This is a genomic window from Rhodopseudomonas sp. (assembly GCF_013377015.1).
Classification (GTDB): Bacteria; Pseudomonadota; Alphaproteobacteria; order Rhizobiales; family Xanthobacteraceae; genus JARJEH01.
In genome coordinates, this window is record NZ_JACABA010000005.1 from 168,470 (window position 1) to 193,787 (window position 25,318).

Consider the following 25,318-nt stretch of genomic DNA (forward strand, 5'->3'; position numbering starts at 1 on the left):
TCCTTACGTTGGCGGCGGCGCGCAACAGTGGAAGAAAACCAGCGCGCCGTACCAGAGCGCCGCGCCCAGGACCAAAATGGCGGCTATCCCTATCAAGACTCGCCGCATTAGCTATTCACCCTCGTACCCGGCGCCGAAGCTCAATGAATCTTCTTAATGTCGACCGCGTTCATTTGACGTTGGTGACCTTCAGATTGCTGAATTGCCAGGCGTCGGCCTTGGCTTCGGCCGAGGCAGCATATAATCCAACGAAGCTCGGAGCCTCGGGCGCCTGTGCCCTGAAGCGGATGACATCATTACCGTTGATTGCGATGGCGACCGACTGGCCCTTCAGCGTCACGCGGACGGTATTCGGTTGGTTCGGGCCCTGCTTGACGTCCTTGGTCTGTGTCCACCCGATCACTTCCGGGGCCACCCACTGTCCGGCGATCTTCCGTCTGACCTGATAATAGCCGATCGATGCGACGTTCAGGACATAAAAGTTGGCCTTATCCTTGACCCAGAACAGAAGGCCCCCAAAGCTATTGGTCGGATCAGTCGTCTCGAGCAGCGTCACCGTGAGGCAGATATCCGCGTCCTCGAACGCAAAGCCAGATTCGAATTGATACGTTTCGGATTGGGCGGGCGGCCTGACGGTTACTTTGCCGTCCCGGACTTGGAAATGCGCAGGTAGTGAGCCCCAAAGAACCGGGTCAGCTGCCGCAAAATTTTCCTGGAACAGGATCTTTTCCCCTGTGCAGGCGGCAGCCGGGCCGGCAAGGCTCCATTGGGCGAGAGCCAGAGACACGGCAAAGATTGTCATCCGAAGCATGCGTCACCTCTACATCCTAGAATAAACAAAGCCTGTAGGCGGAGGCCGAACATTGATGCAGGTCAAGCCCCGCGAAACGGGGCACCATTGCGATTTGCGTTACTTCGAGGAGCCGCCGACGGCGAGAGCCTTTAGACCTTCCGCCGCGATCGTGTTGTCTTTGTTGATGGTCAGCGCCTTGTCGTAGTCCGCCTTAGCCTCCTTGGCGCGACCGAGCGCTCTGAAGACATCCCCTCTTGCGGAGAACGCATAGTCATCCGGGGTCAGCCGGACGCCTTCGTTGGCTTCGGCCAGCGCCTCGGTGGGTTGCTTCTTTGCCAACAGCGCCTGGGCCTTGTTGGTGTGCGGCTCGCCCGCAGTGGGCCGCAGCTTGATCACCGCGTCAAAGTCGGCGATCGCGCGGTCGTAGTCGCCCTTGTCGAAATAGGCGCCACCGCGGTCGCTGAGGGCGGTGGCGAACTTCGCGTCAATCGCGATCGCCGCGCTATAGTCAGCAATGGCGCGATCGAGATCGTGTTTGCGGTGATAGATTAACCCGCGCAGATCGAAATTGTCGGCATCGGCCGGATCGATGGCAATCGCTGCTGAAAGGTCGGCGATCGCCTCGTCGTCTTGACCCTTCAAGGCTCGCGCCTCGCCGCGCTGGCCGTACGCCTCGGCGTCCTTGGGATCGAGCCGGATCTCCTCCGAGAAGTCGGCAATGGCGTGATCGTAGTCGCGGATTGCCGAAAAAGCGCGGGCGCGGACCTCATAGGTCATCACCAGCGCATCCCCGGTCCGTTTTCCAGACGAGATCGTCGCGGTGGTCGCGGCAATCACGTATCTGGGGTCGAGACGGACCGCCGTCTTGTAGTCGGCGAACGCCAGCCGGAGCTCGTGCGTGGCGACAAAGGCACTGGCGCGTCCGCAATAGGCGTCAACCAGTTTCGGTTCGAGGCGAATCGCCTCGCCATAGTCTGCGATCGCGTGCGCCTGGTCGCCGGTTTCGGCATAGACATTGCCGCGCTGAACGAAGGCCAGGGAAGCATTAGGGCGCAGGCGGATAACCTCGGAGAAGTCGGCGATGGCGCGGCTGTTGTTCTTCTTCGCCGCATCCACAAGTCCTCGCCCCATATACGCTTCGGCGGATGATGGATCGAGCTGGATCGCCTTATCGAGATCGGCGAGCGCGGGATCGTACTGGTCCTTATCGTAGTACTGCGCGCCCCGGCTGCTGTAGACGCCGGCTAACGCTGCTCCCGAGAGTTTGCCCGATGAAATGACGCGCCCGCAGGCGGCAATGGCCGCATCCCCGGTCAGGTCATGGCATTTCTTCGCGTCGTCGTCCGCCGCGGGCTTGTTGGCAAGTTCCGCCAGCCTAGCCTGCGCGGCTTGTCTGGTCCGGTCATCGGACTTGAGGGTCAATGCCTTGTTGTAGTCGGCCATCGCCTCGTCGCGGCGCCCCGCCTGCCTCAGGACGTCGCCGCGCAGGATGTAGGTCGCCGCCTCCTCCGGATGGATCTGGATCGCTGCGCCGAAGTCAGCAAGGGCGTGATCGCGATCGCCGATCTCGGCGTAAACGTTGCCGCGGTTGATATAGCCCTGATCGTTGCGTTTCGAACCGAGTCTGATGTCCTCAGAAAAATCCGCGATGGCGCGGTCGTAATGCTTCGTCGCCCAGTTCGTGAAGCCCCGGTTCATGTATGCGAGGGACGACGAAGGGTCGAGCCGGATGGCTTCATCGAAGTCGGCAAACGCGAGCTCGTACTGACCCTTTTCGTAGTATTCGCCGCCGCGCTGGTTATACAGGTCTCCCAGGGCCATCTCGGTGAATTTGTGCGTAGCAATGACTCTCCCGCAGGCGGCGATCGTCGCATCCCGCGCCTGGGCGTGGCACTGCTTGTATTCATCGTCGGTTGCCGAAACCGCCTCCTGCAGCTTCTGCCGCGAGACAACGTCCAACTTGAGCCCGTTCAACAGAGCGTTGCCTTTCTGTGGATCTGTCTTGATCGCCTGGGCGAAATCGGCGATCGCAAGATCGTAGTTTTGCTTGTCGGCGTAAACGGCGCCACGGTTCAGGAATGCCTGTGACGCCGTTGCCGAAGAGTTATCGATGCTGATCGCGGCGCTGAAGTCAGCGATCGCGCGATCGGCGTCGTCCTTGCCCATATACGCGACGCCCCGGTTGATCAGAGGATCGACCTTGTTGAGCTTGTCTCCGCCGACAAAATCGATTTGCCGAAGCACTTCGTTGTAGTCGGCGATGGCGCGATCATAGTCCTGCTTGGCAAGGTAGGAATTGCCGCGGCCGACACGGGCATCCCCATCGAAGGGATTGACCGCCAGCGCCACCCCATAGTCGGCGATCGCCTTGTCGTATTCTCCTTTTTGGCGATACGCCTGACCACGCAGGAGGTTGACGTTGGGATATAGCGGATCGAGCTTGATCAGTGCGCCATAGTCCGCAATGGCAAGATCGAAATTCTTCAGCTTAGCGGCGGCGGCGGCGTGCCGGGCGTAGAGGTCCGTCAGCTCCTTGCCGACAAATTTGTTCGACGCGATCGCGCGCCCGCAGGCCTGCATCATCTCGTCGCTGATCGCCGATCGGCACTTGCTGGCGTCGGCATCGACAGCCGCCGGGTCGGCGCCGAGTGCCTGCAGGCCAGCCTGCGCAGTTTGCGTCCAGCCCTGGTCCGGATGAAGGTTCAGGCCGTTGTAGTAGTCGGCGACCGCCTCGTCACGATGTCCGAGTTGTCGATGCGCTTCGCCGCGAAGGACGAAGATCGCGCCATTGCCGCCGCCGAGCCGGATCGCCTCGTTCTCGTCGGCCAGCGTCCGTTGATAGTCCTTCTTCTGGTGCCAGCCATAGCCGCGATTGCTGAACGCAAGCGCATCATTGGGATCGGCCTTGATCGCGGCGCTGTAATCTTCGATCGCGCCATCCCAGTCCTGCTTGCCGGCGCGCTCGTTGCCGCGCCTGTCGAAGAGCTGGGCAAGCTCGCGCCCGGTGGACCGCCCCGAGGCGATGGCGCGATTGCAGGCGGCAATCGCCGCATCGCCCGAAGAATCCCGGCAACTAGTCGCATCGGCATTCGCGGCCGCATTCTCCGGAGCCGGTGGGGCGGGCGTGGCGCCCGGGCTGGGCCCCGAGGCGGAAGGCGAAGGCTTCGGGGTTTCGGCCGGCTTGGCGTTATCGGCAGCCAGTTGTGCGAGACCCGCCTCGGCGATCTGTCGATCAATGTAACCAGGATTTTCAGCGAGGACCCGCTTGTAGTCCGCCGCGGCCTCGTCGCGACGACCGCGCGACCGCAAGTCATCGGCGCGTGCGAGCAGAAAAATCGCATTGTGGGAGTCGAGCTTGATCGCCTCGGTAAAATCGGCGATCGCAAGGTCGTAGTTCTGCTTGGAGCTCTGCGCGACGCCGCGGTTGTAAAACGCGAATTTCGCCGATGGATCGATGTCGATCGCAGCGCTCAAATCGGCGATGGCGCGATCGAAATCCTTCTTGACCAGCTGGGTGACACCCCGGTTGATCAAGAGCTCACTCTTGCTGGTCTTGTTCGCCCCGGCCTGCTCGATCTGCCGAAGCCCCTCGTCGTAGTCGGCGATGGCGTGGTCAAAATCTTGTTTGGCACGGTACGCGTCGCCGCGCTTGCCAAAGAGCTGGGCGAGATCGGCCCCGGTGAATCGTCCCGATGCGATGGCACGATCGCAGGCAGCAATCGCCGCTGCGCCCGAGGATGTCCTGCAACTGTCCGCATCGACATTCTCTGCCGTATTCTCCGCAGGCGATGGGGCGGGCGTGGCGCTCGGACCTGGCTCGGAGCCGAAAGGCGAAGGTTTGAGGTGTTCGACCGGCTTGTCGCTGGCGGCAGCCAGTTCCGCCAGGCCGCCCTCGGCGATCCGCCGCTCCATGGTCCCCGGATTCTCAGCCAGCACGCGCCTGTAATCCGCAGCCGCCTCGTCGCGCCGGTCGAGCGCCTGCAGCACTTGACCGCGGATCGCATAGCCGTAGCTGTTCGCCTGGATCTGCACGGCTTGTTCCGCCGCCACCAATGCGGCCGACGGATCCTTCCGTGCCAGCAGCACCCCGGCCTTGACGGTGTAGGCGTATTGATAGTCCGGATCGAGGCGTATCGCCTGGTTGACGTCGGCGAGGGCCTGTTCGACATCCCCCTTTCGTAACCAATCCCCACCACGGCTGGCGTAGGCAAAGGCGAGTTCCTTCGGATTGAGCTTTCCGGCTGCGATCGCCCGATCGCAGCCAACAAATTTTGCCTCACCGATCTCGGCCCCGCACGCCCTGAAATCCTCGCCCGGGTTCGAGTTTGCCTTGACCCCCGGCTTTGGCTTTTCCTTGACGGCTGCCACCAGCGTTGGCGTCTGCCTGCCCGCCGCCGCGCTGTCCTGACCGGCCTGCGCGCCAGCGATCGTCATCACCGGACTTCCAAACAATAAGATACCGGCCACAAGAACCAAGCGGCGGATCATCATAACCGAGTTGGCCGGCGCAATGCTGGGCGACAGAAGCAGCGTATCGGCGAAGGCAGGGGACGATGGCGTGACCGCGCGATCCATAATATACCTTCTGAAATATATTTCTTCCGAGATTGCTAACGTTGATTGTTGCCCGAACCGGCCGCGGGCGATGTTGACATCAATCAAAGGCTTGGGATCGCGGTCTGTCTTGATGCTGTTGTGAAAACGCGCTTCGTAACTTCGTTCTCTCGGGCATGTCAGATGAAAGTCAGCGCCGGCCCGCCTTCCCTGGTCGATGGCAAGCCACCCACTTGGGCAAGCGGCTGCGGCCGCGATCGGCGCGGCGTGTTCGCGGAGTTCTCGCTTACGGCGGTGAGGCAAAGGCTTCGCTGGATTCCACCCGGGCGCTTTCGGATGGGATCGCCGGAGAATGAGGCGGGACGCTTCGACAATGAGGAGCCACGGCATGTGGTCGTGATCGGCGAAGGCTTCTGGCTGTTCGATACGCCGTGCACGCAAGCGCTCTGGGAAGCGGTGATGGGCGAGAACCCGAGCCGGTTCAGGAGTGCGAGCCGGCCGGTGGAGAGTGTGACCTTCGATGCCGTGCAGGAGTTCTTGTCGCGGATCAATCGCATGGTTCCAGGGCTTGAGCTCGCGCTGCCGACGGAAGCGCAGTGGGAATATGCTTGCCGGGCAGGGACCAGTAAGGCGACTTATGCAGGCAACCTCCGGATCCTTGGTTGGAACAATGCGCCGGTGCTGGACGCGATTGCCTGGTATGGCGGGAATTCTGGCGTGGGATTCGAACTCGAAGATGGATGGAATTCCGAGCTCTGGCGTGAACAGCAGTATCCGCACCAACGCGCCGGCACCCATCCTGTCGGGCTGAAGGCGCCGAACGCGTGGGGGCTTTACGATATGCTGGGCAATGTCTGGGAATGGTGCGAGGATCGCTGGCACGGGAGCTATCTGGACGCGCCTTCCGACGGGTCCGCCTGGTTGGAGCCGGGCCAACGCCCTACGGCGCGCGTCGTTCGCGGCGGATCCTGGTTTGATGGTAGCGCGCGTAATGCGCGCTCTGCGAGCCGATACTTTGGATCCCCGGATTACAGCCATGCCGCGCTCGGCTTTCGCTGCGCGCGATTTCAGCCATGAGCGCTGCCGGCACGGCGAGCGATCTTGCTAAGACCATGTAGTTCTTGGAGTCTTGTTTGTGAACAGGCGTCCAAGGTCGACTCCTCCACCGCCCGGTAGATCAATGGCTTAGCTCGCCGATCGGCGTCGGGACTCCACGCTGATTGACATGCTTGAACTTCATCAAAAGTCAGTCAGAGCCAAAATTGCACGCCGAATGACAGTTCGGCAGCTTGACGCTTCAAGGCAGCACTGTGGACGCCAACGCGATGCTGCGCAAACCCGCCAGCCGAGCGATCGATTGCGCGGCCATGTTCTGTGCGTATTCCATGCTGTTCTGGTCGGCCGCCCGATCCGCCTCGTCGAGGTAGAGATTCGACAATTGTTCCGCCCTGCGCAAAGCGCGACGTTTGATGTCTTCAAGCGTGTCGGACTTAACGATGGCCTCATGAGGTTCGAGCACCGGCGGCAGCGGCGATGGCCGCAGCGTCGACAGATAGTCACGCTCAACCGGCGTGAGTTGCTGCGACCACAAGACGACGTCCTTGAGCAGTAAACTCTCAAGCAATGCCGCGGACTCCGGCTCGGAAGGCGCGCTCCCGCGATCCGTCGCGCCTTGTCGCATCGACCGCCATGCCAGTCTTCGCTCGCGCCGCAGGATATTGCCGTCAATCAGAGCTTCGCGGGCAAAATCCTCGGCGGTCGATCGCACCGCGTGGTCCGTTGCGAGCGCGGCGACATAAGTCCAGAAGATGAAGGTGCGCTCGCGATGGCGAACAGCGAGCGCCCAAGCGTGGTAAGCGGTTGACAGAGATGAGTTCCCGACGTCGGAAAGCTCCTGAACTGGAACGAGATCAGTCGGTTTCCAGCGCAGATCCGCCGGATCGGGACGCTTGCGCTGCGACGCGCCAGAGCCTAGACAAATCGAATCCGCGCGTTCGCGTTCGCGTTGTGTCAACACTTCGAAGACACATCGTACCGGTCCGAATGATTCCTCCTCGGATTGGGCAAGTCGTTCGTACCGCATTGCCGCCGTTTCCGCCTGCATCAGTGCGATCGCGTAAAGTTCCGCCATGCTGCCGACCGAGGCGAGTGGCGCGATTGTCAGGAGCGGTTCAGCGCGCATTGTGGGATGTTCCCTCGAACAACGGGTGTCGATCGAGATCCGTTTAGGTTGTTCTAGCGCAAAGTGCTGTTTGTTTCGACTGTTATAGGCCTCTATCGTCCAAATAACCGCGATCCAGAACAACGGCGTTCTGCTGAAACTGGAACCTGCGCAATTGCGGAAACTCGTCAGCATTCCTGTCATTTTGAGCGTCGTGCTCGCTGCTTGCTGCTGGATGAGCAGTAATTCTGCGTGTTTTGCGGCCGGCCAGCTCAGCGACTATCTCGGCAAGGCAGAGCCTGGCGAACTGGTCCCCGGTGCGAACAGGTTCGGTCCGCTGCAAGGCGAGCCCGCGATCGCTCCGGTCTATAAGAATGACCAGTTGCTCGGCTTCACCTATCTGACGTCGGAGTTTGCCAACTCGACGGGCTATTCCGGAAAACCTATCCAGCTTCTGGTCGGCATTGATCCCGCCGGCGTGATAACCGGCTTCAAGCTGGTCGAGCACAAGGAGCCGATCGTTCTGGTCGGCATCCCCGTGCAGCGCATCCTGGACGTGATCAACAAGCTGGTAGGCACCGACATGGCGAGCGTGGCGCGCGGTGCCACCCGTGCCCCTCAGGTCGACATTGTCAGCGGTGCCACGGTCACCGTGCTGGTGATGGGCGACAGCATCGTGCGGTCAGCGACCAAGTTGATCCGCAGCGGCCGAATTGGCGGCAACGCCGGTGCTGCGGCGGTCGCGCTGCCAGCGGTGACGAAGACCATCGACCTCGACAAGAGCGACGTCCGCGACTGGCAGGGCCTGCTTGCCGATGGCGCGGTTCGGCGGCTGCTGGTCACGGTCGCGGAAGTGAACCAGGCCTTTGAGAAGTCGGGCAACGCCGGCGCTGCGGCGCATCCCGAAGACGGCGATCCGGATACGCCGTTTATCGATCTCTACGCGGCGGATGTCGCGGTGCCGACCATCGGACGCAGCCTGCTCGGCGAAGACGGCTACAAGCGCCTGGCCGCACGGCTGAAGCCGGGTCAGCAGGCGCTGATCGTGGCGGGAGCCGGCAAATACTCGTTCAAGGGCTCCGGCTACGTGCGCGGCGGCATCTTCGACCGCATCGAACTGACCCAGGATGCCAACAGCATCCGTTTCCGCGACCGCGATCACACCAGGCTCGGGAGTCTCGCCGCCGAGGGCGCGCCAGACTTTCCCGAAATCGCGCTGTTCGTGGTCCCGACCGAATTCGCCTTTGACCCCGTCGCGCCATGGACGCTGCAATTGCTGGTGCAGCGCGTGATCGGCGTGCGCGACAAGGCGATCCTCACTTTCGATCTCGGCTATGCGCTGCCCGATGCCTTGATGAAGCGGGAGCAGCAGGCGCCCACGGTGCGTGACGCGGCGCCCGCGAAGGCGGCGGCACCTTCCGCCACGGCGCAACAAGCTGCCGACGCGGCTGCCCGTGACGAGGAGCCGCTCTGGATCCGGATCTGGAAGGGCGATCTCGTCAAGATCGGCATCACGGTCGCCGCGCTCGGCGTCCTCACCTTGATCTTCTTCTTCCAGAACGCGCTGGTTCGCCGGCCGAAGGTCTACACCTGGGTGCGCCGCGGCTATCTGCTGTTCATTCTGGTTTGGCTCGGCTGGTACGCCAACGCGCAGTTGTCCGTGGTCAACGTCCTGACATTCGCCAACTCGCTGCTGACCGGATTTAGCTGGGAATACTTCCTGTCGGCGCCACTGATCTTTCTGCTCTGGGCCTCGACCGCCGCGGCGCTGCTGTTCTGGGGACGCGGGCCGTTCTGCGGCTGGCTCTGTCCGTTCGGAGCGCTGCAGGAGCTGCTCAACAACATCGCGCAGGCGTTCAAGGTCCCGCAGTATCGCTTGCCCTGGGGTCTGCATGAGCGGCTGTGGCCGATCAAATACATCATCTTCCTCGGCCTGTTCGGGCTGTCGCTGTACTCCACGGCTTTTGCCGAACAACTGGCCGAAGTCGAGCCGTTCAAGACCGCGATCGTATTGAAGTTCGCGCGCGAATGGCCGTTCGTCATCTACGCACTGACCTTGCTGGCGGCCGGGCTGTTCGTCGAGCGGTTCTTCTGCCGCTACATGTGCCCGCTTGGGGCCGCGCTGGCGATTCCCGGCCGGATCCGGATGTTCGAATGGCTGCGCCGCTGGAAGGAATGCGGCTCGCCATGCCAGCGCTGCGGCAACGAATGTCCGGTACAGGCGATCCATCCGGAAGGCCACATCAACGTCAATGAGTGCATCTACTGCATGCATTGTCAGGAGCTGTATTTCGACGACCACCGCTGTCCGCACATGATCCAGGTGCGGCTGAAGCGCGAAAAGCGCGAGGTGCTCTCGTCGCCTTCGATGCGATCCGGCAAGGGGCCGGACACGCTGATCACCGCCGGCGGCCAACCCATCAAGGGGCTGAACGCTGGCGCCACTTCTCCACCCGCAACCTGAAAGCCGAGGAGACGAACATGAGCGACCAAGAAAAGTCAAAGGGCGTCAGCCGACGAACGTTGCTCGGAACCACCGCCGCGGCGGCCGGTGTCGGCCTCGCCGGCGGCGTTGCGCTGACGACGGATGGCAAGGGCCTGATCAGCAGCGCCGATGCCCAAACCAAAGCAGCACCCACACTTCCGGCGCGCCCCGCGATCCAGAAGGCTGAAGTGGCCCCTGGAGATCTCGACGAATATTACACATTCTTCTCCAGCGGCCAGTCGGGCGAACTGCGAATCGTCGGTCTTCCGTCGATGCGCGAATTGATGCGCGTCCCGGTGTTCAATCGCTGCAGCGCCACCGGCTGGGGCCAGACCAACGAGAGCCTGAAAGTTCTGACCGAAGGCCTATTGCCGGAAAGCCGCGAATTCCTAAAGAACCGCGGCGGCACCTACATGAATGGCGATCTTCACCATCCGCATCTTTCCTTCACCGACGGCACCTATGATGGCCGCTACGCCTTCATGAACGACAAGGCGAACACCCGGGTTGCCCGCGTTCGTCTCGACGTGATGAAATGCGACAAGATCATTCAATTGCCGAACCAGCATACCGTCCACGGTCTGCGCGTGCAGAAATATCCGCGCACCGGCTATGTGTTCTGCAACGGCGAAGAGCGCGTGCCGTTGCCGAACGACGGCAAGATCCTCGACAATTCCAAGGAATATCACGCGATCTTCACCGCGGTCGACGGCGACACCATGAAGGTCGCCTGGCAGGTGATGGTCGACGGCAATCTCGACAATGTCGATGCCGACTACCAGGGCAAATATGCGTTCGCGACCTGCTATAATTCGGAAGAAGGCGTGAACGCGGCGGAAATGACCGCCAAAGAGCAGGACTGGGTGACGATCTTCAACATCAAGCGGATCGAAGAGGCGGTGAAGAAGGGCGACTTCAAGGAGATGGGCGGCGTACCCGTGATCGACGGCCGCCACGGCTCGCCCTACACCCGCTACGTGCCGGTCTCCAACAGCCCGCATGGCATGAATACCGCGCCGGACGGCATCCATATCGTGGCGAACGGGAAGCTCTCGCCGACGGTCACGGTGATGGATGTCAGGCTGTTCGATCAGTTGTTCGACGACAAGATCAAGCCGCGCGACGTCGTGGTGGCTGAGCCCGAGCTCGGCCTCGGGCCATTGCACACTGCTTATGACGGCAGGGGCAACGCCTACACCACGCTGTTCATCGACAGCCAGATCTGCAAGTGGAACATCGATCTGGCGAAACGGGCGTTCAAGGGTGAGCAGGTCGATCCGATCATCCAGAAGCTCGACGTTCACTATCAGCCCGGCCACAACCATACCTCGATGGGACAGACCAAGGAGGCCGACGGAAAGTGGCTGATCTCGCTGAACAAGTTCTCGAAGGACCGGTTCCTCAACGTCGGTCCGCTGAAGCCGGAAAACGACCAGCTGATCGACATCTCCGGCGACAAGATGAAGCTGGTTCATGACGGTCCGAGCTTCGCCGAGCCGCACGATGCGACCATCGTTCATCGCTCCAAGATCAATCCGATCTCGATCTGGGACCGCGCCGATCCGATGTTCTCCGACGCGGTGAAGCAGGCCAAGCTCGACGGCGTCAAACTGGAGGAAGAGTCCAAGGTGATCCGCGACGGCAACAAGGTGCGGGTCTACATGACGTCGACCGCGCCGACCTTCGGTCTGGAGAAATTCCAGGTCAAACAGGGCGATCAGGTCACCGTCTATGTCACCAACATCGACGCGGTGGAGGATCTCACCCACGGCTTCTGTATCGTGAACTACGGCGTCCAGATGGAAGTGGCGCCGCAGGCAACGGCCTCGGTCACCTTCTCGGCGGATAGGGCCGGCGTCTATTGGTACTATTGTTCATGGTTCTGCCACGCCATGCACATGGAAATGTCGGGCCGGATGCTGGTCGAGCCGAAGACAGTCTGAGGGACAACACGTGTCACTCTGGGTGCGTATGATTCCGGCGGCGATGTTCGCCGCCGGAGCTTGGAGTTCCGCCTTGGCCGAGACGATCAGCGTCGTGCCGACGCAATCGCTTCAGGCTGTGCTGGACCGCGCGCAGGATGGCGACGTCGTTGAACTGGCCGCAGGCGAACACAAAGGCGCGGTCAAGATCGACCACCGCCTGACGCTCGTTGGTCAACCCGGCGCGGTGCTCGCCGCGAACGGCTCCGGCACCGTGATCACGGTGACGGTCCCCGATGTGACGATTCGCGGTATCACGATCAGAGGCTCCGGCCGCGATCTGCAGACGATGGATTCCGGCATCTTCCTCGAGAAGGAGGCCGAGCGGGCGCTGGTCGAGAACAATCGCCTGGAAGGCAATCTGTTTGGAATCTATGTGCATGGCGCCGCGGGGTCGCGCGTCCAACGCAATGTCGTCGAAGGCCTGCGCAACATCCGGCTCAACGAGGCCGGCAACGGCGTCTCGGTCTGGAATGCGCCGGACGTGGTGATCGCCGAGAACACATTCCGCTACGGCCGGGACGGTATCTTCACCATCACCAGCAGCAAGGATCATTTCATCAACAACCGGTTCGAGAATGTCCGGTTCGCGGTGCATTACATGTACACCAACGACAGCGAGGTCTCCGGCAACGTCTCGATCGGCAATCACGGCGGCTACGCCATCATGTATTCCAACCGGCTCAAGATCCGCGGCAATATCTCCGATCGCGATCGCGACTACGGCCTGCTGTTCAATTATGCCAATTACGCCGCGATCGAGGGCAATTGGGTCACCGGCGGGTCGCTTGACAACATCGGAAGCGGCAAGGACGAAGGCGCCGACGACGAAAAGGGCATGTTGCCCGAGACCAAATCCGCACAGTCGCTGCACGACGGTCCGGAAAAATGCGTCTTCATTTACAACGCCAATCACAATCAGTTTCGCGACAACTGGTTCGAGCGTTGCGGCATCGGCGTGCATTTCACCGCCGGCTCCGAAGGCAACGAGATCACCGGCAACGCCTTCATCGGCAATCGCAACCAGGTGAAATATGTCGGCACCCGCGACCTCGACTGGTCGAAGGGCGGGCGCGGCAATTACTGGAGCGACAATCCGGCGTTCGATCTCAATGGCGACGGCATCGCCGACACCGCCTATCGCCCCAACGATCTGGTCGATCGCGTGCTGTGGACCGCGCCTTCGGCCAAGGTGCTGATCAACAGTCCCGCCGTACAAGTGTTGCGCTGGGCGCAGAGTCAGTTTCCCGCGCTCTATCCCGGCGGCGTGATCGATACTCATCCCTTGATCGCGCCGCCGCCAAAACCGTTGGCCGCACGGGTGCCGCGATGAACGCGACCATCTCGGTGAATGGCGTGGAGAAGAGTTATCGCGCGGTGCGCGCCTTGCGCAACGTCTCGTTCGAGCTTGTCCCGGGCCGGCTCAGCGCCTTGGTCGGGCACAATGGCGCCGGCAAGACCACGCTGATCAAGCTGATGCTGGGATTGATTCGGGCCGATCGCGGCGACATCCGCGTGCTCGGCGAAGACCCCGCGGCCGGCGAATTCTCGGCGCGACGGCTGCTCGGCTATCTGCCGGAGAACGTCGCCTTCAATGCCGCACTGACCGGGCGCGAAACCCTGGCGTTCTATGCCCGGCTGAAACAGATCAAGCCCGCGACGGCATGGCCGCTGCTCGAGCGCGTCGGCCTGGCTCCCGCCGCCGACCGCAAGGTCGGGACCTATTCGAAAGGCATGCGGCAACGCCTCGGCCTGGCGCAAGCGCTGCTCGGCCGGCCTCGCGTGCTGTTGCTCGACGAGCCAACCACCGGCCTCGACCCGGCGCTGCGCCAGACCTTTTACGAGATCCTCCACGAACTGCGCAACGACGGCGCCACCGTGCTGATCTCGTCGCATGCGCTCAATGAGCTCGAGGACCGCGCCGAACACGTCCTGATCATGAATCGTGGCCTGCTCGCCGCGCAAGGCACGATGGCGGAATTGCGCGCGATTTCGCAACTGCCGATCCGGGTCACGATCGATCTCGCGCCGGACGCCGGCACTGCGCCGGCCTGGTTGACGGGACCGCGCGGCACGGCGGCGCACGGTCATATCATGCTGGTTCAAGACGACGCGCAGAAGATGGATTTGCTGCGCGCCGCCGTCAACGATCCCCGCGTGCGGAACATCGAAATCGCGGCGCCGACGCTCGACGAACTCTACGCGCATTTCCTGAACAGCCAGGAGAATGCGGCATGAGGACCGTCGCCATCATCGCCGGAAAGGAAATTCAGGAAGGCTTGCGCAACCGCTGGGTGCTGGCGACGACACTGCTGCTGGCCGCGCTTTCCCTGTCTCTCACCTTCCTTGGCAGCGCGCCGACCGGCAACGTCGGTGTCGGCGCGCTCGACGTCGTCGTCGTCAGCCTGTCGAGCCTGACAATCTTCCTGTTGCCTCTCATCGCGCTTCTGATCTCGCATGACGCCGTGGTCGGCGAGATGGAGCGCGGCACCATGATTCTGCTGCTCAGCTATCCGGTCGGCCGCGGTCAGGTGATCCTCGGCAAATTCGTCGGCCACGTGCTGATCCTCGCCTTCGCTACCGTGATCGGCTACGGCGCCGCTGGCGTCGCGCTGATGCTGACCGGCACATCGTCGCTGGCCGCGAGCTGGTATGCCTTTGGCGCGATGCTCGGCAGTTCGATCATGCTGGGCGCGGTGTTCGTGGCGATCGGCTATCTGATCTCGAGCCTGGTGCGGGACCGCGGCACCGCGGCGGGACTGTCGATCGGCGTCTGGCTGCTGATGGTGCTGGTGTTCGACATGGCGCTGCTCGGCTTTCTGGTGGTCGACCAGGGGCGGATCATTTCGGGGCCGGTGCTCAATGCGCTGTTGTTCCTCAATCCGACCGATCTCTATCGGCTGACCAACCTGACCGGCTTCAATGTCAGCCAGTTTGCCGGCATGGCCGGACTCGCCGGCAGCACCAATCCCGGGCTTGCGCCGCTGCTGCTCGGCCTGTCGGTCTGGATTGCGGTGCCGCTAGGACTGGCGATGCTGTCCTTCGCGCGGAGGGAGCTATGAAACTGCGGTTGATCTGGGCCATTGCCGCCGTCATCCTTCTTACCGGCTGCAAGCAGGACGCGGCAGAGGCGCCGCTGCCTCCGCCGGTGGCGCTCAACGCCGATGCGATGGGCGTCTTCTGCGGCATGAATCTGACGGAGCATCCCGGCCCGAAGGGACAGATCATCACCGCAAGCCGGATCGATCCGTTCTGGTTCAGCTCGGTCCGCGACACCGTCGCTTTCACCTTGATGCCCGACCAGCCCCGCGATATCCGCGCGATCTATGTCTCCGATATGGCGCGCGCGCCGAGCTGGGAGCTGCCCGGCGAAACCAACTGGATCGATGCCCGCAAGGCGTTCTTCGTAATCGGCAGCCGCAAGCAGGGCGGCATGGGCGCTGCCGAAGCGGTGCCGTTCGGCGAGCGGGCTGCCGCGGATGCGTTTGCCGCTGCCAACGGCGGTCAGGTCGTGACATTCGACAAGATTCCCAGCGACTATGTGCTCGGCAGCGACCCACCCGCGGGTCCGGGCGAGAATGATCATTCCAACGCGCGAACCAATTGACGAGGACCGGCCGATGCTGAACCAAGCTCTCACCCGCCGACGGATGATCACAATTGCAGCGGCCGCCGCCGGGTCGGTCGTTCTGGGAAGCGCGCGCGCTGCACGCGCCGGCGAGCCCGTACGCTGGCAGGGTACGGCCCTCGGCGCGCAAGTTTCGATCGAGATCCATCATCCGGATCGCGTCGAGGCGGCGCGGTTGATCGACCTGAGTCTGCGCGAGGTGCGGCGGCTAGAACGACAATTCAGCTTGTACCAGCCGGATTCCGCGATCTGCGAACTCAATCGCAGCGGCGTCCTTGTGGCGCCCGACGTCGACATGGTGACGCTGCTGCGGGCATCGCTCGACTTCGCCGACCTTACCGGTGGCGCGTTCGATCCCACGGTGCAGCCACTGTGGCGTCTCTATGAAGAGCATTTCTCATCGGAACGTCCGGATCCCGCGGGACCGGCTCCGGCAAGGCTGGCTGAAGCCTTGGCGAAGGTGGGCCACGACGGGCTGCGCGTCACGGCCGACCGCGTCGTCCTGCTCAAACGCGGCGCAGCGTTGACGCTGAACGGAATCGCGCAGGGTTTTGCGACCGATCGCGTGGTCGAACTGTTGCGCGGCGCGGGCCTCTCGACGACGCTAGTCGATATGGGCGAGATCCGCGCGATCGGTGCGCGGCCGGACGGCGCGCCGTGGCGTATCGGCCTCGCCGATCCGGAAAAACCCGGTGCATTGACCGAGACAGTCGAGATTATCGACCGTGCCGTCGCAACCACGGCCGCGGCCGGCTTCCGCTTCGACCGCGATGGCCGGTTTACCCATCTGTTCGACCCGGCCACGGGACGCAGCCCCGCGCTGTACCGCACGATCAGCGTGCTCGCGCCAACCGCCACGGAGGCGGACGCGCTCTCTACGGCTTTGAGCCTGATGTCGCTGTATCGAGTCGAGGAGATCGTGCGGTCACGACGGGGCGTGCAGGCTCGCGTCGTCGATTTGAATGGTAGATTGACTACTTGCGGAGCCTGAGGCTCGTCAGCCTCCCAAAATTGAATTAGATGCCGGTCTACACCCTGCCGTTGTGCACGAATTCCCTGTTCTTTGAACTAATTTCCCTGAAATTTTCTCTAGGGACGCATGGGATGTCGCTGCGGCAGAGGGACTGAGGATCGTTCAATCGACTCCGACATTCTCGAATTCACACGGTTCCCTGCAAAATTCCCTGTTTGCAGGGAATTTGTGCGGAGGCAGGTGCGATCAGCACTGCGTCGCCAGCCAGGGAGTTTCGAATTCTTCTCCAAATGAAGAAATGCCTGGCAGACAGTGGGTTCTCTAATCGATGCCTAAGCTCCGGAGACCGGAGAACAGAACCACTGCGGGTTACTGGCGGCGGTCGATGTGAGACGCCCAATGGGAAGACAAAGACTCCAAATCGGACAAGAATCGCGCATCTGGAATTGCTAGGGGAAGTGCTTCAGCTAGAGATCTCTCGGACGAGATTCATTGTTAGATTCAGCCCGCCATATATCGAATCATCTCGCGGGGACTGGCGCTATGGCCCGTTGCCCGCGCCGTCGCTCAATCGTGATCTCCGCCAAAATCGACATAGCGATCTCTTCCGGCGTGATGGCGCCGAGATCGAGACCGGCAGGCGCCTTGATGCGGTCGATGGTCAATGCGTCGATGCCATCCGCGATCAGCTTCTTGCGCAGGGCGGTCATCTTGCGGCGGCTGCCGACGAACGCGTGATACAGGGCGTCGATTGACACCGCCGAGCGCAGTGCCGCTTCGTCGCCCTTGCCTTGTGTCGACACCACGATGAACCGCATCGTCTGATTCAGGTCTTCGAGTTGATAGCCATCGATCAACATATCCGCGTCTGGCGCAGCCGCCCGGTCGCCCGCTGGCGCGGCCACAGTGACGTGGTAACCGAGCTGGCGCGCCTGCGTAGCCAGAGCCATCGCAACCGGGCTGGCGCCGAGCACGACCAGCGAGGGATGCGGCAGCACCGGTTCGACGAAGATGTCCATGGTGCCCTTGCTCGGGCACATGTTGCTGGCGAAGCGTACGCCGTCGCGATCGTCGCCCGGCCGGACGCCGAGTTCGGCGAGCAGGTTTTCCGGCTGCACCGAGACCATCCGCGGCTGGCCATCGGCCAGCGCTTCGCGCGCCGCTTTCAGCACCGCGCCACGGGCGCAGCCGCCGCCGATCCAGCCGGCGGCGATCGATCCGTCCGGACGGATCACGGCCTTGGCGCCAGCCTTCGCCGCCGTGACCGAGACGGTGCGGACCACGGTGGCGAGCACGAAGCTTTGCTCCGCGGCCTTCAGTTCGGATACCAGATCCATCACGTCGACATGGACGGTCATCGGCACCTCCGTCACAGTTTTGCCAGATAGGGTTCGAGCGCGGCGAGACTCTTCAAAGTATGCGCGGGCGCGTAGAGATCGACATAAGGCAGGGCGGCCTTGATGCCGGCGGCTTCCGGCGCATAGCCCTCCCAGCCGATCATCGGATTGAGCCAGACGATGCGGCGGCAGCGCCGCGCCAATTGCGCCATCTCGCGGCCGAGCAGGGAGGCGTCGCCGGTCTCGTAGCCGTCCGACACGATCATCACGCAAGTCCGCGAATGGATCACCCGGGGGGCGTGCCAGCGATTGAACGTCTGCAGCGATTCCCCGATTTTGGTCCCGCCGCCGGCACCCTGCGCCAGCATCGACAGCCGATCCAGCGCGCGCGCGGCATCCTTGTCCTTCATCGCGTCGGAGACGTGGGCGAGCCTGGTGTGAAACAAGAACGCCTCGGCCTCGCGGAATTCGTCGAGCACGCCGTGGATGAAACGCAGGAACACGCCGGTGTACATGCTCATCGAGCCGGAGGCGTCGAGCAGGATGACGAGTCGCAGCGGCTTCGGCTTGTGCTGGCGTTTCACCAAATGGATCAGCACGCCGCCATCGCTGATATTGGCGTGGATGGTGCGCCGCAGATCGAGCCGATAGCCGCGCCGGCGCGCCAGATCGCGACGCGTCAGCCGCGTCCGCATCGCCTTGGCAAGCCGCGCGGCGACGGCATGCGCCTGTTCGATCCCTGCCGGATTGGCGAGCTTGCGGAAATCCGTCTCGGCAAGACTCTCCGTGCGCGAGGCGCCTTCGCTGCGGCCGTCGCCGGCCTGATTGTCGGAGGCGTCGTCGGTCGATGGAATCTGGTCGGTCGCGGCCTGCGTGCCGCGCTGCTGCGAGATGTCCTGCAGGCTCTTCAGCGACGGATTGTTGGCGGCTTTCGTCGAGCCGGTGGTGAGCGAGCGCGATCGCACCCGCGTGCCCAGCCAGAACGCATCGAAGATGCCGTCGAACTTGTCCCAGTCCGATTTGCGCGCCGAGAACAGCGATTTGAATGCCGCGCGCAGCAGCGCGGGCTTTTCGGCATAGCCGGCGGCGATCAGCGAGGCGGCGTCCTGGCCCTCGCGCAATCCGACCGGGAAGGCGGCATCGCGCAGCGTGCGCAGGAACGCCGCGAGCCTCTGCGAGATCAGGCGGGAGACCTGGTCCATCTCTTCGAGCGTGGGAGGCGCGCCGCAGCAGCTCATGCCACCTTCCCCAAGAGCCGCGCGGTGACTTCCGGCTTGAACTTCGCCTTGTCCTCATGGGTTTTCAGCAGGCACATCAAGGTCTCGTGCACGGTGTCCGGTGCATCGTGCAGGTCGCGAACGTCGAGCCCGACCAATGCGGCCGCCCAATCCAGCGTTTCGGCGACGCCCGGCACCTTGCGCAGATCCTCCTTGCGGATCGATTCGACCAGTCGGGCGATCTGCAACGACAACGACGCGCCGGCGCCGGCGACCCGCGCCATGATGATACGGGCCTCGCGATCGACGTCGGGATAGTCGACATAGTGATAGAGGCAGCGCCTTCGCAACGCGTCGGACAGTTCACGGGTGCCGTTCGAGGTCAGCACCACATGCGGGATCGAGGTCGCCACGATGGTGCCGAGCTCGGGGATCGAGACCTGGAAGTCGCTCAACAGTTCCAGCAGGAACGCTTCGAATTCCTCGTCGGCGCGATCGACCTCGTCGATCAGCAACACCGGCGGTTTTGCTCGCCGGATCGCCGCGAGCAGCGGCCGTTCCAGGAGATACTTCTCAGAAAAAATCTGATCCTCGATCGCGGACGCGCCCTGACCCTGATGCGCCTGGATTGCCAGTAATTGCCGCTGGTAGTTCCATTCATAAAGCGCCGCGGATTGATCCAGCCCCTCATAGCATTGCAGCCGGATCAGCTCGGTGCCGTGCAGCGAAGCCAGCGCCTTCGCGACCTCGGTCTTGCCGACGCCGGCTTCGCCTTCCAGCAGCAGCGGACGCTTCAACAATTGCATCAGCGAGACCGCGGTGGCCAGCTCGCCATCGGCAATATAGCCGGCGACGGCGAGCCGTTCCGCGATCTGGTCGCGGTCCTTCATTACGCCGCCAGCGCGCCGAGGTTCTTCGCCGCCTGCCAGTTGCGCCAGAAGTCGTGCGGCATCTGGATATGCGTCGAACCCAGGAACGAGAAGGCGTCGTTGACCGCGTTGGAAAATGCCGGCACGCCGCCGACATTCGGGCTTTCGCCGACGCCCTTCGCGCCGATCGGATGATGCGGCGAGGGCGTCACGGTGAAGTCGGTTTCCCAATGCGGGGTTTCGACCGCGGTCGGCATGAAGAAATCCATGAACGAGCCGGTGACGACGTTGCCGGCGTCATCGTAGCGGATCTCCTGGCCCATCGCGATGGCGAAGGCTTCGGTGAGGCCGCCATGGATCTGGCCCTCGATGATCATCGGGTTGATCCGGGTGCCGCAATCGTCCAGCGCGTAGAAGCGGCGGATCTTGTAGACGCCGGTGTCGACGTCGATGTTCATCACGCAGATATAGGCACCAAACGGATAGGTCATGTTGGGCGGATCGTAGTAGCTCACCGCTTCCAGCCCCGGCTCCATGCCGGGCGGCACCGCGTGATAGGCGGCCCAGCACAGATCCTTCATCGACTTGAACTTCTCCGGCAATCCCTTGACCCGGAAACCGTCGATATCCCATTCCAGATCGTCTTCGTGGACTTCCAAGAGCCAGGCCGCGATCATCTGCGCCTTCGCCTTGATCTTCCGCGCCGCCATCGCAATCGCGGCGCCTGCCACCGGCGTCGAGCGCGAGCCGTAGGTGCCGAGCCCATAGGGCGCGGTGTCGGTGTTGCCTTCCTCGATCTTGATGTCGTCGGCGGGAATCCCGATCTCGGTGGCGATGATCTGCGCCCAGGTGGTCTCATGCCCCTGACCGGTGCTCTTGCTGCCGACCCGGGCGATACCCGCGCCGGTTGGGTGCAGCCGAATTTCGCAGCTATCGAACATCGCGATGCCGAGAATGTCGCAGTTTTTCGAAGGGCCGGCGCCGACGATCTCGGTGAAGAACGACACGCCGACGCCCATGATCTCCCGGGTCTCGCCGCGCTTGAACGCCTCGCGCAGACTGGCCTGTTCGCGGCGCAGCCCGGCATAGTCGACGCTCTCCATCATCTTCTTCATCGCGGTGTGGTAGTCGCCGGAATCATATTCCCAGCCCAGCGCGGAGTGATAGGGAAACTGCTCGGCCTTGATGAAATTCTTCAAGCGCAGTTCGGCGGGGTCCATGCCGAGCTTCTGCGCCAGGATATCCATGCCGCGTTCGATGCAATAGGCCGCCTCCGTCACCCGGAACGAGCAGCGATAGGCGACGCCACCGGGCGCCTTGTTGGTGTAGATGCCGTCGACCGATACATGCGCGGTCGGGATGTCGTAGGAGCCGGTGACAATGTTGAAGAAGCCGGCCGGCCATTTCGACGGATCGGCGCAGGCGTCGAACGCGCCATGATCGGCCAGCACGTGGACGCGTAGCCCGGTGACCTTGCCGTCCTTGGTGGCGGCGAGTTCGGTGGTCATGTGATAGTCGCGGGCGAACGAGGTGGCGGTGAGGTTTTCGATCCGGTCCTCGACCCATTTCACCGGCTTGCCGGTGACGATCGAGGCCACCGCCGCGCAGATGTAGCCCGGATAGGCGCCGACCTTGTTGCCGAAGCCGCCGCCGACGTCCGGCGAGATCACATGAATCTTCTGCTCCGGAATTTTCGCGATCAGCGCCACCACGGTGCGGATCACATGCGGCGCCTGGAAGGTGCCCCAGATCGACAGCTCGCCGCTGATCTTGTCGAACGAGCAGACGCACTGGCAGGTTTCCAGCGGCGAGGGATGGGTGCGGTGATAGGAGATCATCTCCTTGATGGTCACGTCGGCCTTGCGGAACGCGGCGTCGGTCAGATCCTTGTCGCCCACGGTCCATTCGAACACATGGTTGTGGTGCTTGCGCGGTCCGTGCGCGCCGGTGGTCTTGCCGGCGAGATCCTCGCGCAGCACGGGGGCATCGGCATCCATCGCGTGAAACGGATCGATCACCACCGGCAGCGGCTCGTATTCGACCTCGACCGCGTTGATGCCGTCATCGGCGGCGTAGCGGTCGGTGGCGACCACGAAAGCGACTTCCTGATTCTGGAACAGCACCTTGCCGTCGGCCAGCACCATCTGCACGTCGCCGGCCAGCGTCGGCATCCAGGCGAGATTGACGGTCTTCAGTGTCTCGGCGGTGATCACGGCCAGCACGCCCGGGATCTTCATCGCTGCTTCCGAATTGATCGATTTCACCCGCGCATGGGCATGCGGCGAGCGGACGAAATCGCCGTGCAGCATGCCGGGCAGTTTCAGATCGTCGACATAGTTGCCCTTGCCCTGGGTGAAGCGGGCGTCCTCGACCCGCTTGCGCTTGCAGCCCATGCCTTCGAGCTTGGCTTCGCGTTGTTCCCGCGTGGGAGTCATGTCGTTCATTCCGCTGCCTCCTGGTATTGAACGCCATTGATCTTGGCGGCGGCGTACTGGATCGCCTTGACGATGTTCTGATAGCCGGTGCAGCGGCAGATGTTGCCGGAGATCCCCATCCGGATTTCCGCCTCGGTCGGCGATGGGTTTTCCTGCAGCAGGCGCTGCGCGCGCAGAATCATGCCGGGGGTGCAGAAGCCGCATTGCAGCCCGTGCATCATCCGGAAACCTTCCTGCAGCGCCGATAGCGTGCCGTCGGCGTTGGCGACGCCCTCGATCGTGGTGATCGAGGCGCCCTCAGCCTGCACCGCGAAGATGGTGCAGCTCTTCACCGACATGCCGTCGAGATCGACAGTGCAGGCGCCGCAATGCGTGGTCTCGCAGCCGATATGGGTCCCGGTGAGCTGCAGGTTTTCCCGGATGAAGTGCACCAACAGCGTGCGCGGCTCCACCAGGCCTTCGACCTCGGCGCCGTTCACCTTCATCGTGACATGGGTCTTTGCCATTGGGTTCTCCCTTACTTCGTCAGTGCGGCGGCGCGCGTCAGCGCCCGCGTCACCATGATGCCGCCGACATGCTTGCGGTATTCGACCGGACCGCGCGCATCTGCGGCCGGCGCCATAATCGCGACCGCGGCGGCCGCCGCCTGCTTCAGGGTGGCCGGATCGAGGCTGGTGCCGACCACCAGCCGCGCCGCCTCGGTGGCGAGCAGCGGGGTCTCGTGGACATTGGTCAGGCCGATCGCACAGCTGGCGACCTTGCCACCCGACATCGTCAGCACCACGGCTGCCGCCGCGGTAGCGTAGTCGCCGATTTTGCGCTTCAGTTTCTCGTAGGCGTAGCCGTGCCCGGCGGCGGGGACGGGAATCGAGATCGATGTCAGGATTTCGCCGGGCTCCAGCGCGGTGAAATAGGCGCCCTGGTAGAATTCGGAGGCCACGACCTCGCGGGCGCCGTTCGGTCCTTCGAGCCTGTAGCTGGCACCCAGTGTCATCATCAGCGCCGGCATGTCGTTGCCGGGATCGCCATTGGCGACATTGCCGCCGATCGTGCCCATATAGCGCACTTGGGGATCGGCGATCAGCAACGCGGTTTCGTGCAGAATCGGCAACGACCGGGCGATTTCGTCCGAGGCCAGCAACTCGTGTTGGGTCGTCATGGCTCCAATGCTGACCCGATCGCCGTCGCGGTGAATACCCTTGAGAGCGGCGATGCCGTGCAGGTCGACCAGATGGTCGGGGCTGGCCAGCCGCAATTTCATCATCGGGATCAGGCTGTGGCCGCCGGCCAACGGGCGGGCTTCGTCGCCCAGCGACGATAGCAATTTTATCGCATCGGCCACGCTCGCGGGCCGGTGATAGCTGAATGAGCCAGGAATCATCGCTGGTCCTCCCCTTGGTCTCGTCCCTGATCGTCCCGCTGCGCGAGGCGCGTTGCCGATTGCGCGCGGACGTTGCGGCTAGGCTGATAGCTGCGAATTTTCCGCGCAAGTCGGCGCCGGCGACGTCGACACAAGTCGCGATGAATTTTCACGAGTTGCGGGCCTTTGCGCACGAACTGCGTCAGCCCAAATGACCTATCCGGGAATCAATGCGATGCTGCGCTGCGTTTCTGGAGCCCGAGCCGCGCCTTGACCTCGGCGATCTTGGCGCGGCTGACCGGCACGCGGTGCGGCGAGGCGCCGCCGAGCTCTATAATGGCGCCGTCGCCCTCCTTGCGCACGAAGGACACGTGCGGAATCGCCACGATATGGCTACGGTGCACGCGCACGAACAGGCTGGGGTCGAGCTGGGCTTCAGCCTCGGAAATCGACCATGGGCACATTCGCTCGCGGGTGCCGTCGTGCACCCTCGTATAATGAGCGTCGGCGCGGATGCTGCGAACGTCGGTGGAGTCGATAAAGTGGGTGCCGTCGGCGCCCTCGACCGGCAGTCGCGATGCCGGCACCGGACGCGGTTGACCGAGGCCGCCGAGCGGGGCCGAGATCACGCGCTGCCCTGACGCCGCGCCCGGCCTCGGCTCTGCGGGCGCAATTTCGGGCTGCGCGAACATCGCTGGCGCCACGCTGTGGGAACTCAGCGCCCGCGCCGGCTGACGGCGCGAATCCGGCACCAGCGACAGCAGGAAGCCAGCCGCGATGACGAAGCACAGCAGTGCGACGACCAGCGCCAGCACTTGCTGCGATGCGGCGAGCCCGCCGAGATGGCGGTGCGCGGTCTCCGACAGCGGCACGAAATGCATGCCGTACATCGCAGTGTAATGCATGCCGGACACCGCAAGTCCGAACGCTACCGCGCTGACCAGCAGCGGCAGGCCGTCCTGCCTGGCCAGGAATACCCGCAGCCCGCCATAGGCGGTGACGATCGCGATCAGCAGCGACAGCACGATCATCGAGACATCGTGCTCGATTGCGAAATTGCCGGCCAGCCCGTGAATCCCGACATAATGCATGCTGGCGATCCCGGCGCCGAGCAGCACTGCGGAGGACGCCACCCGCAGCAGCGACGGATCGCCGATGCTGACGAAGAACAGCGAGACGCCGACCACCAGCGCGCAGATCAGGAACGAGACAATGGTCGGCAGCACCAGATAGAGGGTGTCGGCCGGGATCGGCGCCGCCAGCATGCCGATGAAATGCATCGTCCAGATCCCGATTGCCAGGAAGGACGCCGCCCCCGCCAGCAGGGTGCGCGGGCTGACGCCCGGCGTGCCGCGAATCCGCGCGGCGAGGCCGAAGCCGGTGTAACCGCCCAGAATTGCGATCACCACCGACAGCGCAACGAGATAAGGATCGTGTCCTGCGAACATGATCGTGTTGGCCGCCCGTTTCTACGGGCGTGCCACCTCCCGCACGGAATCTTATATGGTCGATGACCGAGATGAC

General features: G+C 63.2%; 18 protein-coding genes. 8 read left to right on the forward strand and 10 right to left on the reverse strand.

Annotation, left to right across the window (positions count from 1 at the left end; genetic code table 11):
• Window positions 1-169 precede the first annotated feature (169 nt).
• Both HXX15_RS19640 and HXX15_RS19645 read right to left on the reverse strand, forming a co-directional pair.
• Window positions 170-811 (reverse strand): hypothetical protein, encoded by a 642-nt coding sequence (locus HXX15_RS19640; protein ID WP_296518092.1) that lies wholly within the window; start codon window positions 809-811, stop codon window positions 170-172.
• Window positions 812-910: 99 nt separating this feature from the next.
• On the reverse strand, window positions 911-5,368 hold the full coding sequence (locus tag HXX15_RS19645; RefSeq protein WP_296518094.1) for a tetratricopeptide repeat protein: 4,458 nt from the start codon (window positions 5,366-5,368) through the stop codon (window positions 911-913).
• 162 nt (window positions 5,369-5,530) lie between these two features.
• Between HXX15_RS19645 and HXX15_RS19650 the strand changes: the two genes are divergently transcribed.
• A complete protein-coding gene (locus HXX15_RS19650) occupies window positions 5,531-6,424 on the forward strand; it encodes a formylglycine-generating enzyme family protein (RefSeq protein WP_296518095.1) in 894 nt (297 codons plus the stop codon).
• A 220-nt stretch (window positions 6,425-6,644) separates the two neighbouring features.
• On the opposite strand, the gene HXX15_RS19655 is transcribed toward HXX15_RS19650, so the two are convergent.
• Window positions 6,645-7,712 carry a hypothetical protein gene (locus HXX15_RS19655; RefSeq protein ID WP_366558598.1) on the reverse strand — a complete coding sequence of 356 codons (1,068 nt, stop codon included), beginning with the start codon at window positions 7,710-7,712 and terminating at the stop codon, window positions 6,645-6,647.
• Window positions 7,713-7,743: 31 nt separating this feature from the next.
• On the opposite strand from HXX15_RS19655, the gene HXX15_RS19660 reads away from it, so the two are divergent.
• The 7 genes from HXX15_RS19660 to HXX15_RS19690 are packed head-to-tail and all read left to right on the forward strand — an operon-like array spanning window position 7,744 to window position 16,594.
• Window positions 7,744-9,972 (forward strand): NosR/NirI family protein, encoded by a 2,229-nt coding sequence (locus tag HXX15_RS19660; RefSeq protein WP_296518097.1) that lies wholly within the window; start codon window positions 7,744-7,746, stop codon window positions 9,970-9,972.
• Window positions 9,973-9,989: 17 nt separating this feature from the next.
• Window positions 9,990-11,936 carry a TAT-dependent nitrous-oxide reductase gene (gene nosZ, locus HXX15_RS19665; RefSeq protein WP_296518099.1) on the forward strand — a complete coding sequence of 649 codons (1,947 nt, stop codon included), beginning with the start codon at window positions 9,990-9,992 and terminating at the stop codon, window positions 11,934-11,936.
• Between the two features lie 10 nt (window positions 11,937-11,946).
• Window positions 11,947-13,308: a nitrous oxide reductase family maturation protein NosD gene (locus HXX15_RS19670; protein ID WP_296518101.1), complete on the forward strand. Its 1,362-nt coding sequence runs from the start codon at window positions 11,947-11,949 to the stop codon at window positions 13,306-13,308.
• On the forward strand, window positions 13,305-14,213 hold the full coding sequence (locus HXX15_RS19675) for an ABC transporter ATP-binding protein (RefSeq protein ID WP_296518103.1): 909 nt from the start codon (window positions 13,305-13,307) through the stop codon (window positions 14,211-14,213). Before HXX15_RS19670 ends, HXX15_RS19675 begins: the two co-directional genes overlap by 4 nt.
• The gene (locus tag HXX15_RS19680; RefSeq protein ID WP_296518104.1) at window positions 14,210-15,037 is read left to right on the forward strand and encodes an ABC transporter permease; all 828 of its coding nucleotides are present in this window, start codon (window positions 14,210-14,212) and stop codon (window positions 15,035-15,037) included. The genes HXX15_RS19675 and HXX15_RS19680 overlap by 4 nt, the downstream gene beginning before the upstream one ends.
• The gene (locus HXX15_RS19685; protein WP_296518106.1) at window positions 15,034-15,582 is read left to right on the forward strand and encodes a nitrous oxide reductase accessory protein NosL; all 549 of its coding nucleotides are present in this window, start codon (window positions 15,034-15,036) and stop codon (window positions 15,580-15,582) included. Before HXX15_RS19680 ends, HXX15_RS19685 begins: the two co-directional genes overlap by 4 nt.
• 13 nt (window positions 15,583-15,595) lie before the next feature.
• Window positions 15,596-16,594 carry an FAD:protein FMN transferase gene (locus tag HXX15_RS19690; RefSeq protein ID WP_296518107.1) on the forward strand — a complete coding sequence of 333 codons (999 nt, stop codon included), beginning with the start codon at window positions 15,596-15,598 and terminating at the stop codon, window positions 16,592-16,594.
• Window positions 16,595-17,097: 503 nt separating this feature from the next.
• Here the strand turns inward: HXX15_RS19690 and HXX15_RS19695 are convergent.
• The 7 genes from HXX15_RS19695 to HXX15_RS19725 all read right to left on the reverse strand — a co-directional run bounded on the left by HXX15_RS19695 (window position 17,098) and on the right by HXX15_RS19725 (window position 25,242).
• Window positions 17,098-17,934, reverse strand: a complete 837-nt coding sequence (locus HXX15_RS19695; RefSeq protein WP_296518109.1) for an XdhC/CoxI family protein — start codon at window positions 17,932-17,934, stop codon at window positions 17,098-17,100.
• Window positions 17,935-17,945: 11 nt separating this feature from the next.
• Complete coding sequence (locus HXX15_RS19700; RefSeq protein WP_296518111.1) at window positions 17,946-19,151, reverse strand: VWA domain-containing protein; 1,206 nt, start codon at window positions 19,149-19,151, stop codon at window positions 17,946-17,948.
• Window positions 19,148-20,020, reverse strand: a complete 873-nt coding sequence (locus HXX15_RS19705) for a MoxR family ATPase (protein ID WP_296518112.1) — start codon at window positions 20,018-20,020, stop codon at window positions 19,148-19,150. The genes HXX15_RS19700 and HXX15_RS19705 overlap by 4 nt, the downstream gene beginning before the upstream one ends.
• Window positions 20,020-22,443, reverse strand: coding sequence for an aerobic carbon-monoxide dehydrogenase large subunit (locus HXX15_RS19710; protein ID WP_296518114.1), 2,424 nt, complete (start codon window positions 22,441-22,443; stop codon window positions 20,020-20,022). The genes HXX15_RS19705 and HXX15_RS19710 overlap by 1 nt, the downstream gene beginning before the upstream one ends.
• Window positions 22,440-22,940, reverse strand: coding sequence for a (2Fe-2S)-binding protein (locus tag HXX15_RS19715; RefSeq protein ID WP_296518115.1), 501 nt, complete (start codon window positions 22,938-22,940; stop codon window positions 22,440-22,442). Before HXX15_RS19715 ends, HXX15_RS19710 begins: the two co-directional genes overlap by 4 nt.
• Window positions 22,941-22,951: 11 nt before the next feature.
• On the reverse strand, window positions 22,952-23,815 hold the full coding sequence (locus HXX15_RS19720; protein WP_296518116.1) for a xanthine dehydrogenase family protein subunit M: 864 nt from the start codon (window positions 23,813-23,815) through the stop codon (window positions 22,952-22,954).
• Between the two features lie 206 nt (window positions 23,816-24,021).
• Window positions 24,022-25,242 (reverse strand): MHYT domain-containing protein, encoded by a 1,221-nt coding sequence (locus tag HXX15_RS19725; RefSeq protein WP_296518118.1) that lies wholly within the window; start codon window positions 25,240-25,242, stop codon window positions 24,022-24,024.
• Between the last annotated feature and the right edge of the window lie 76 nt (window positions 25,243-25,318).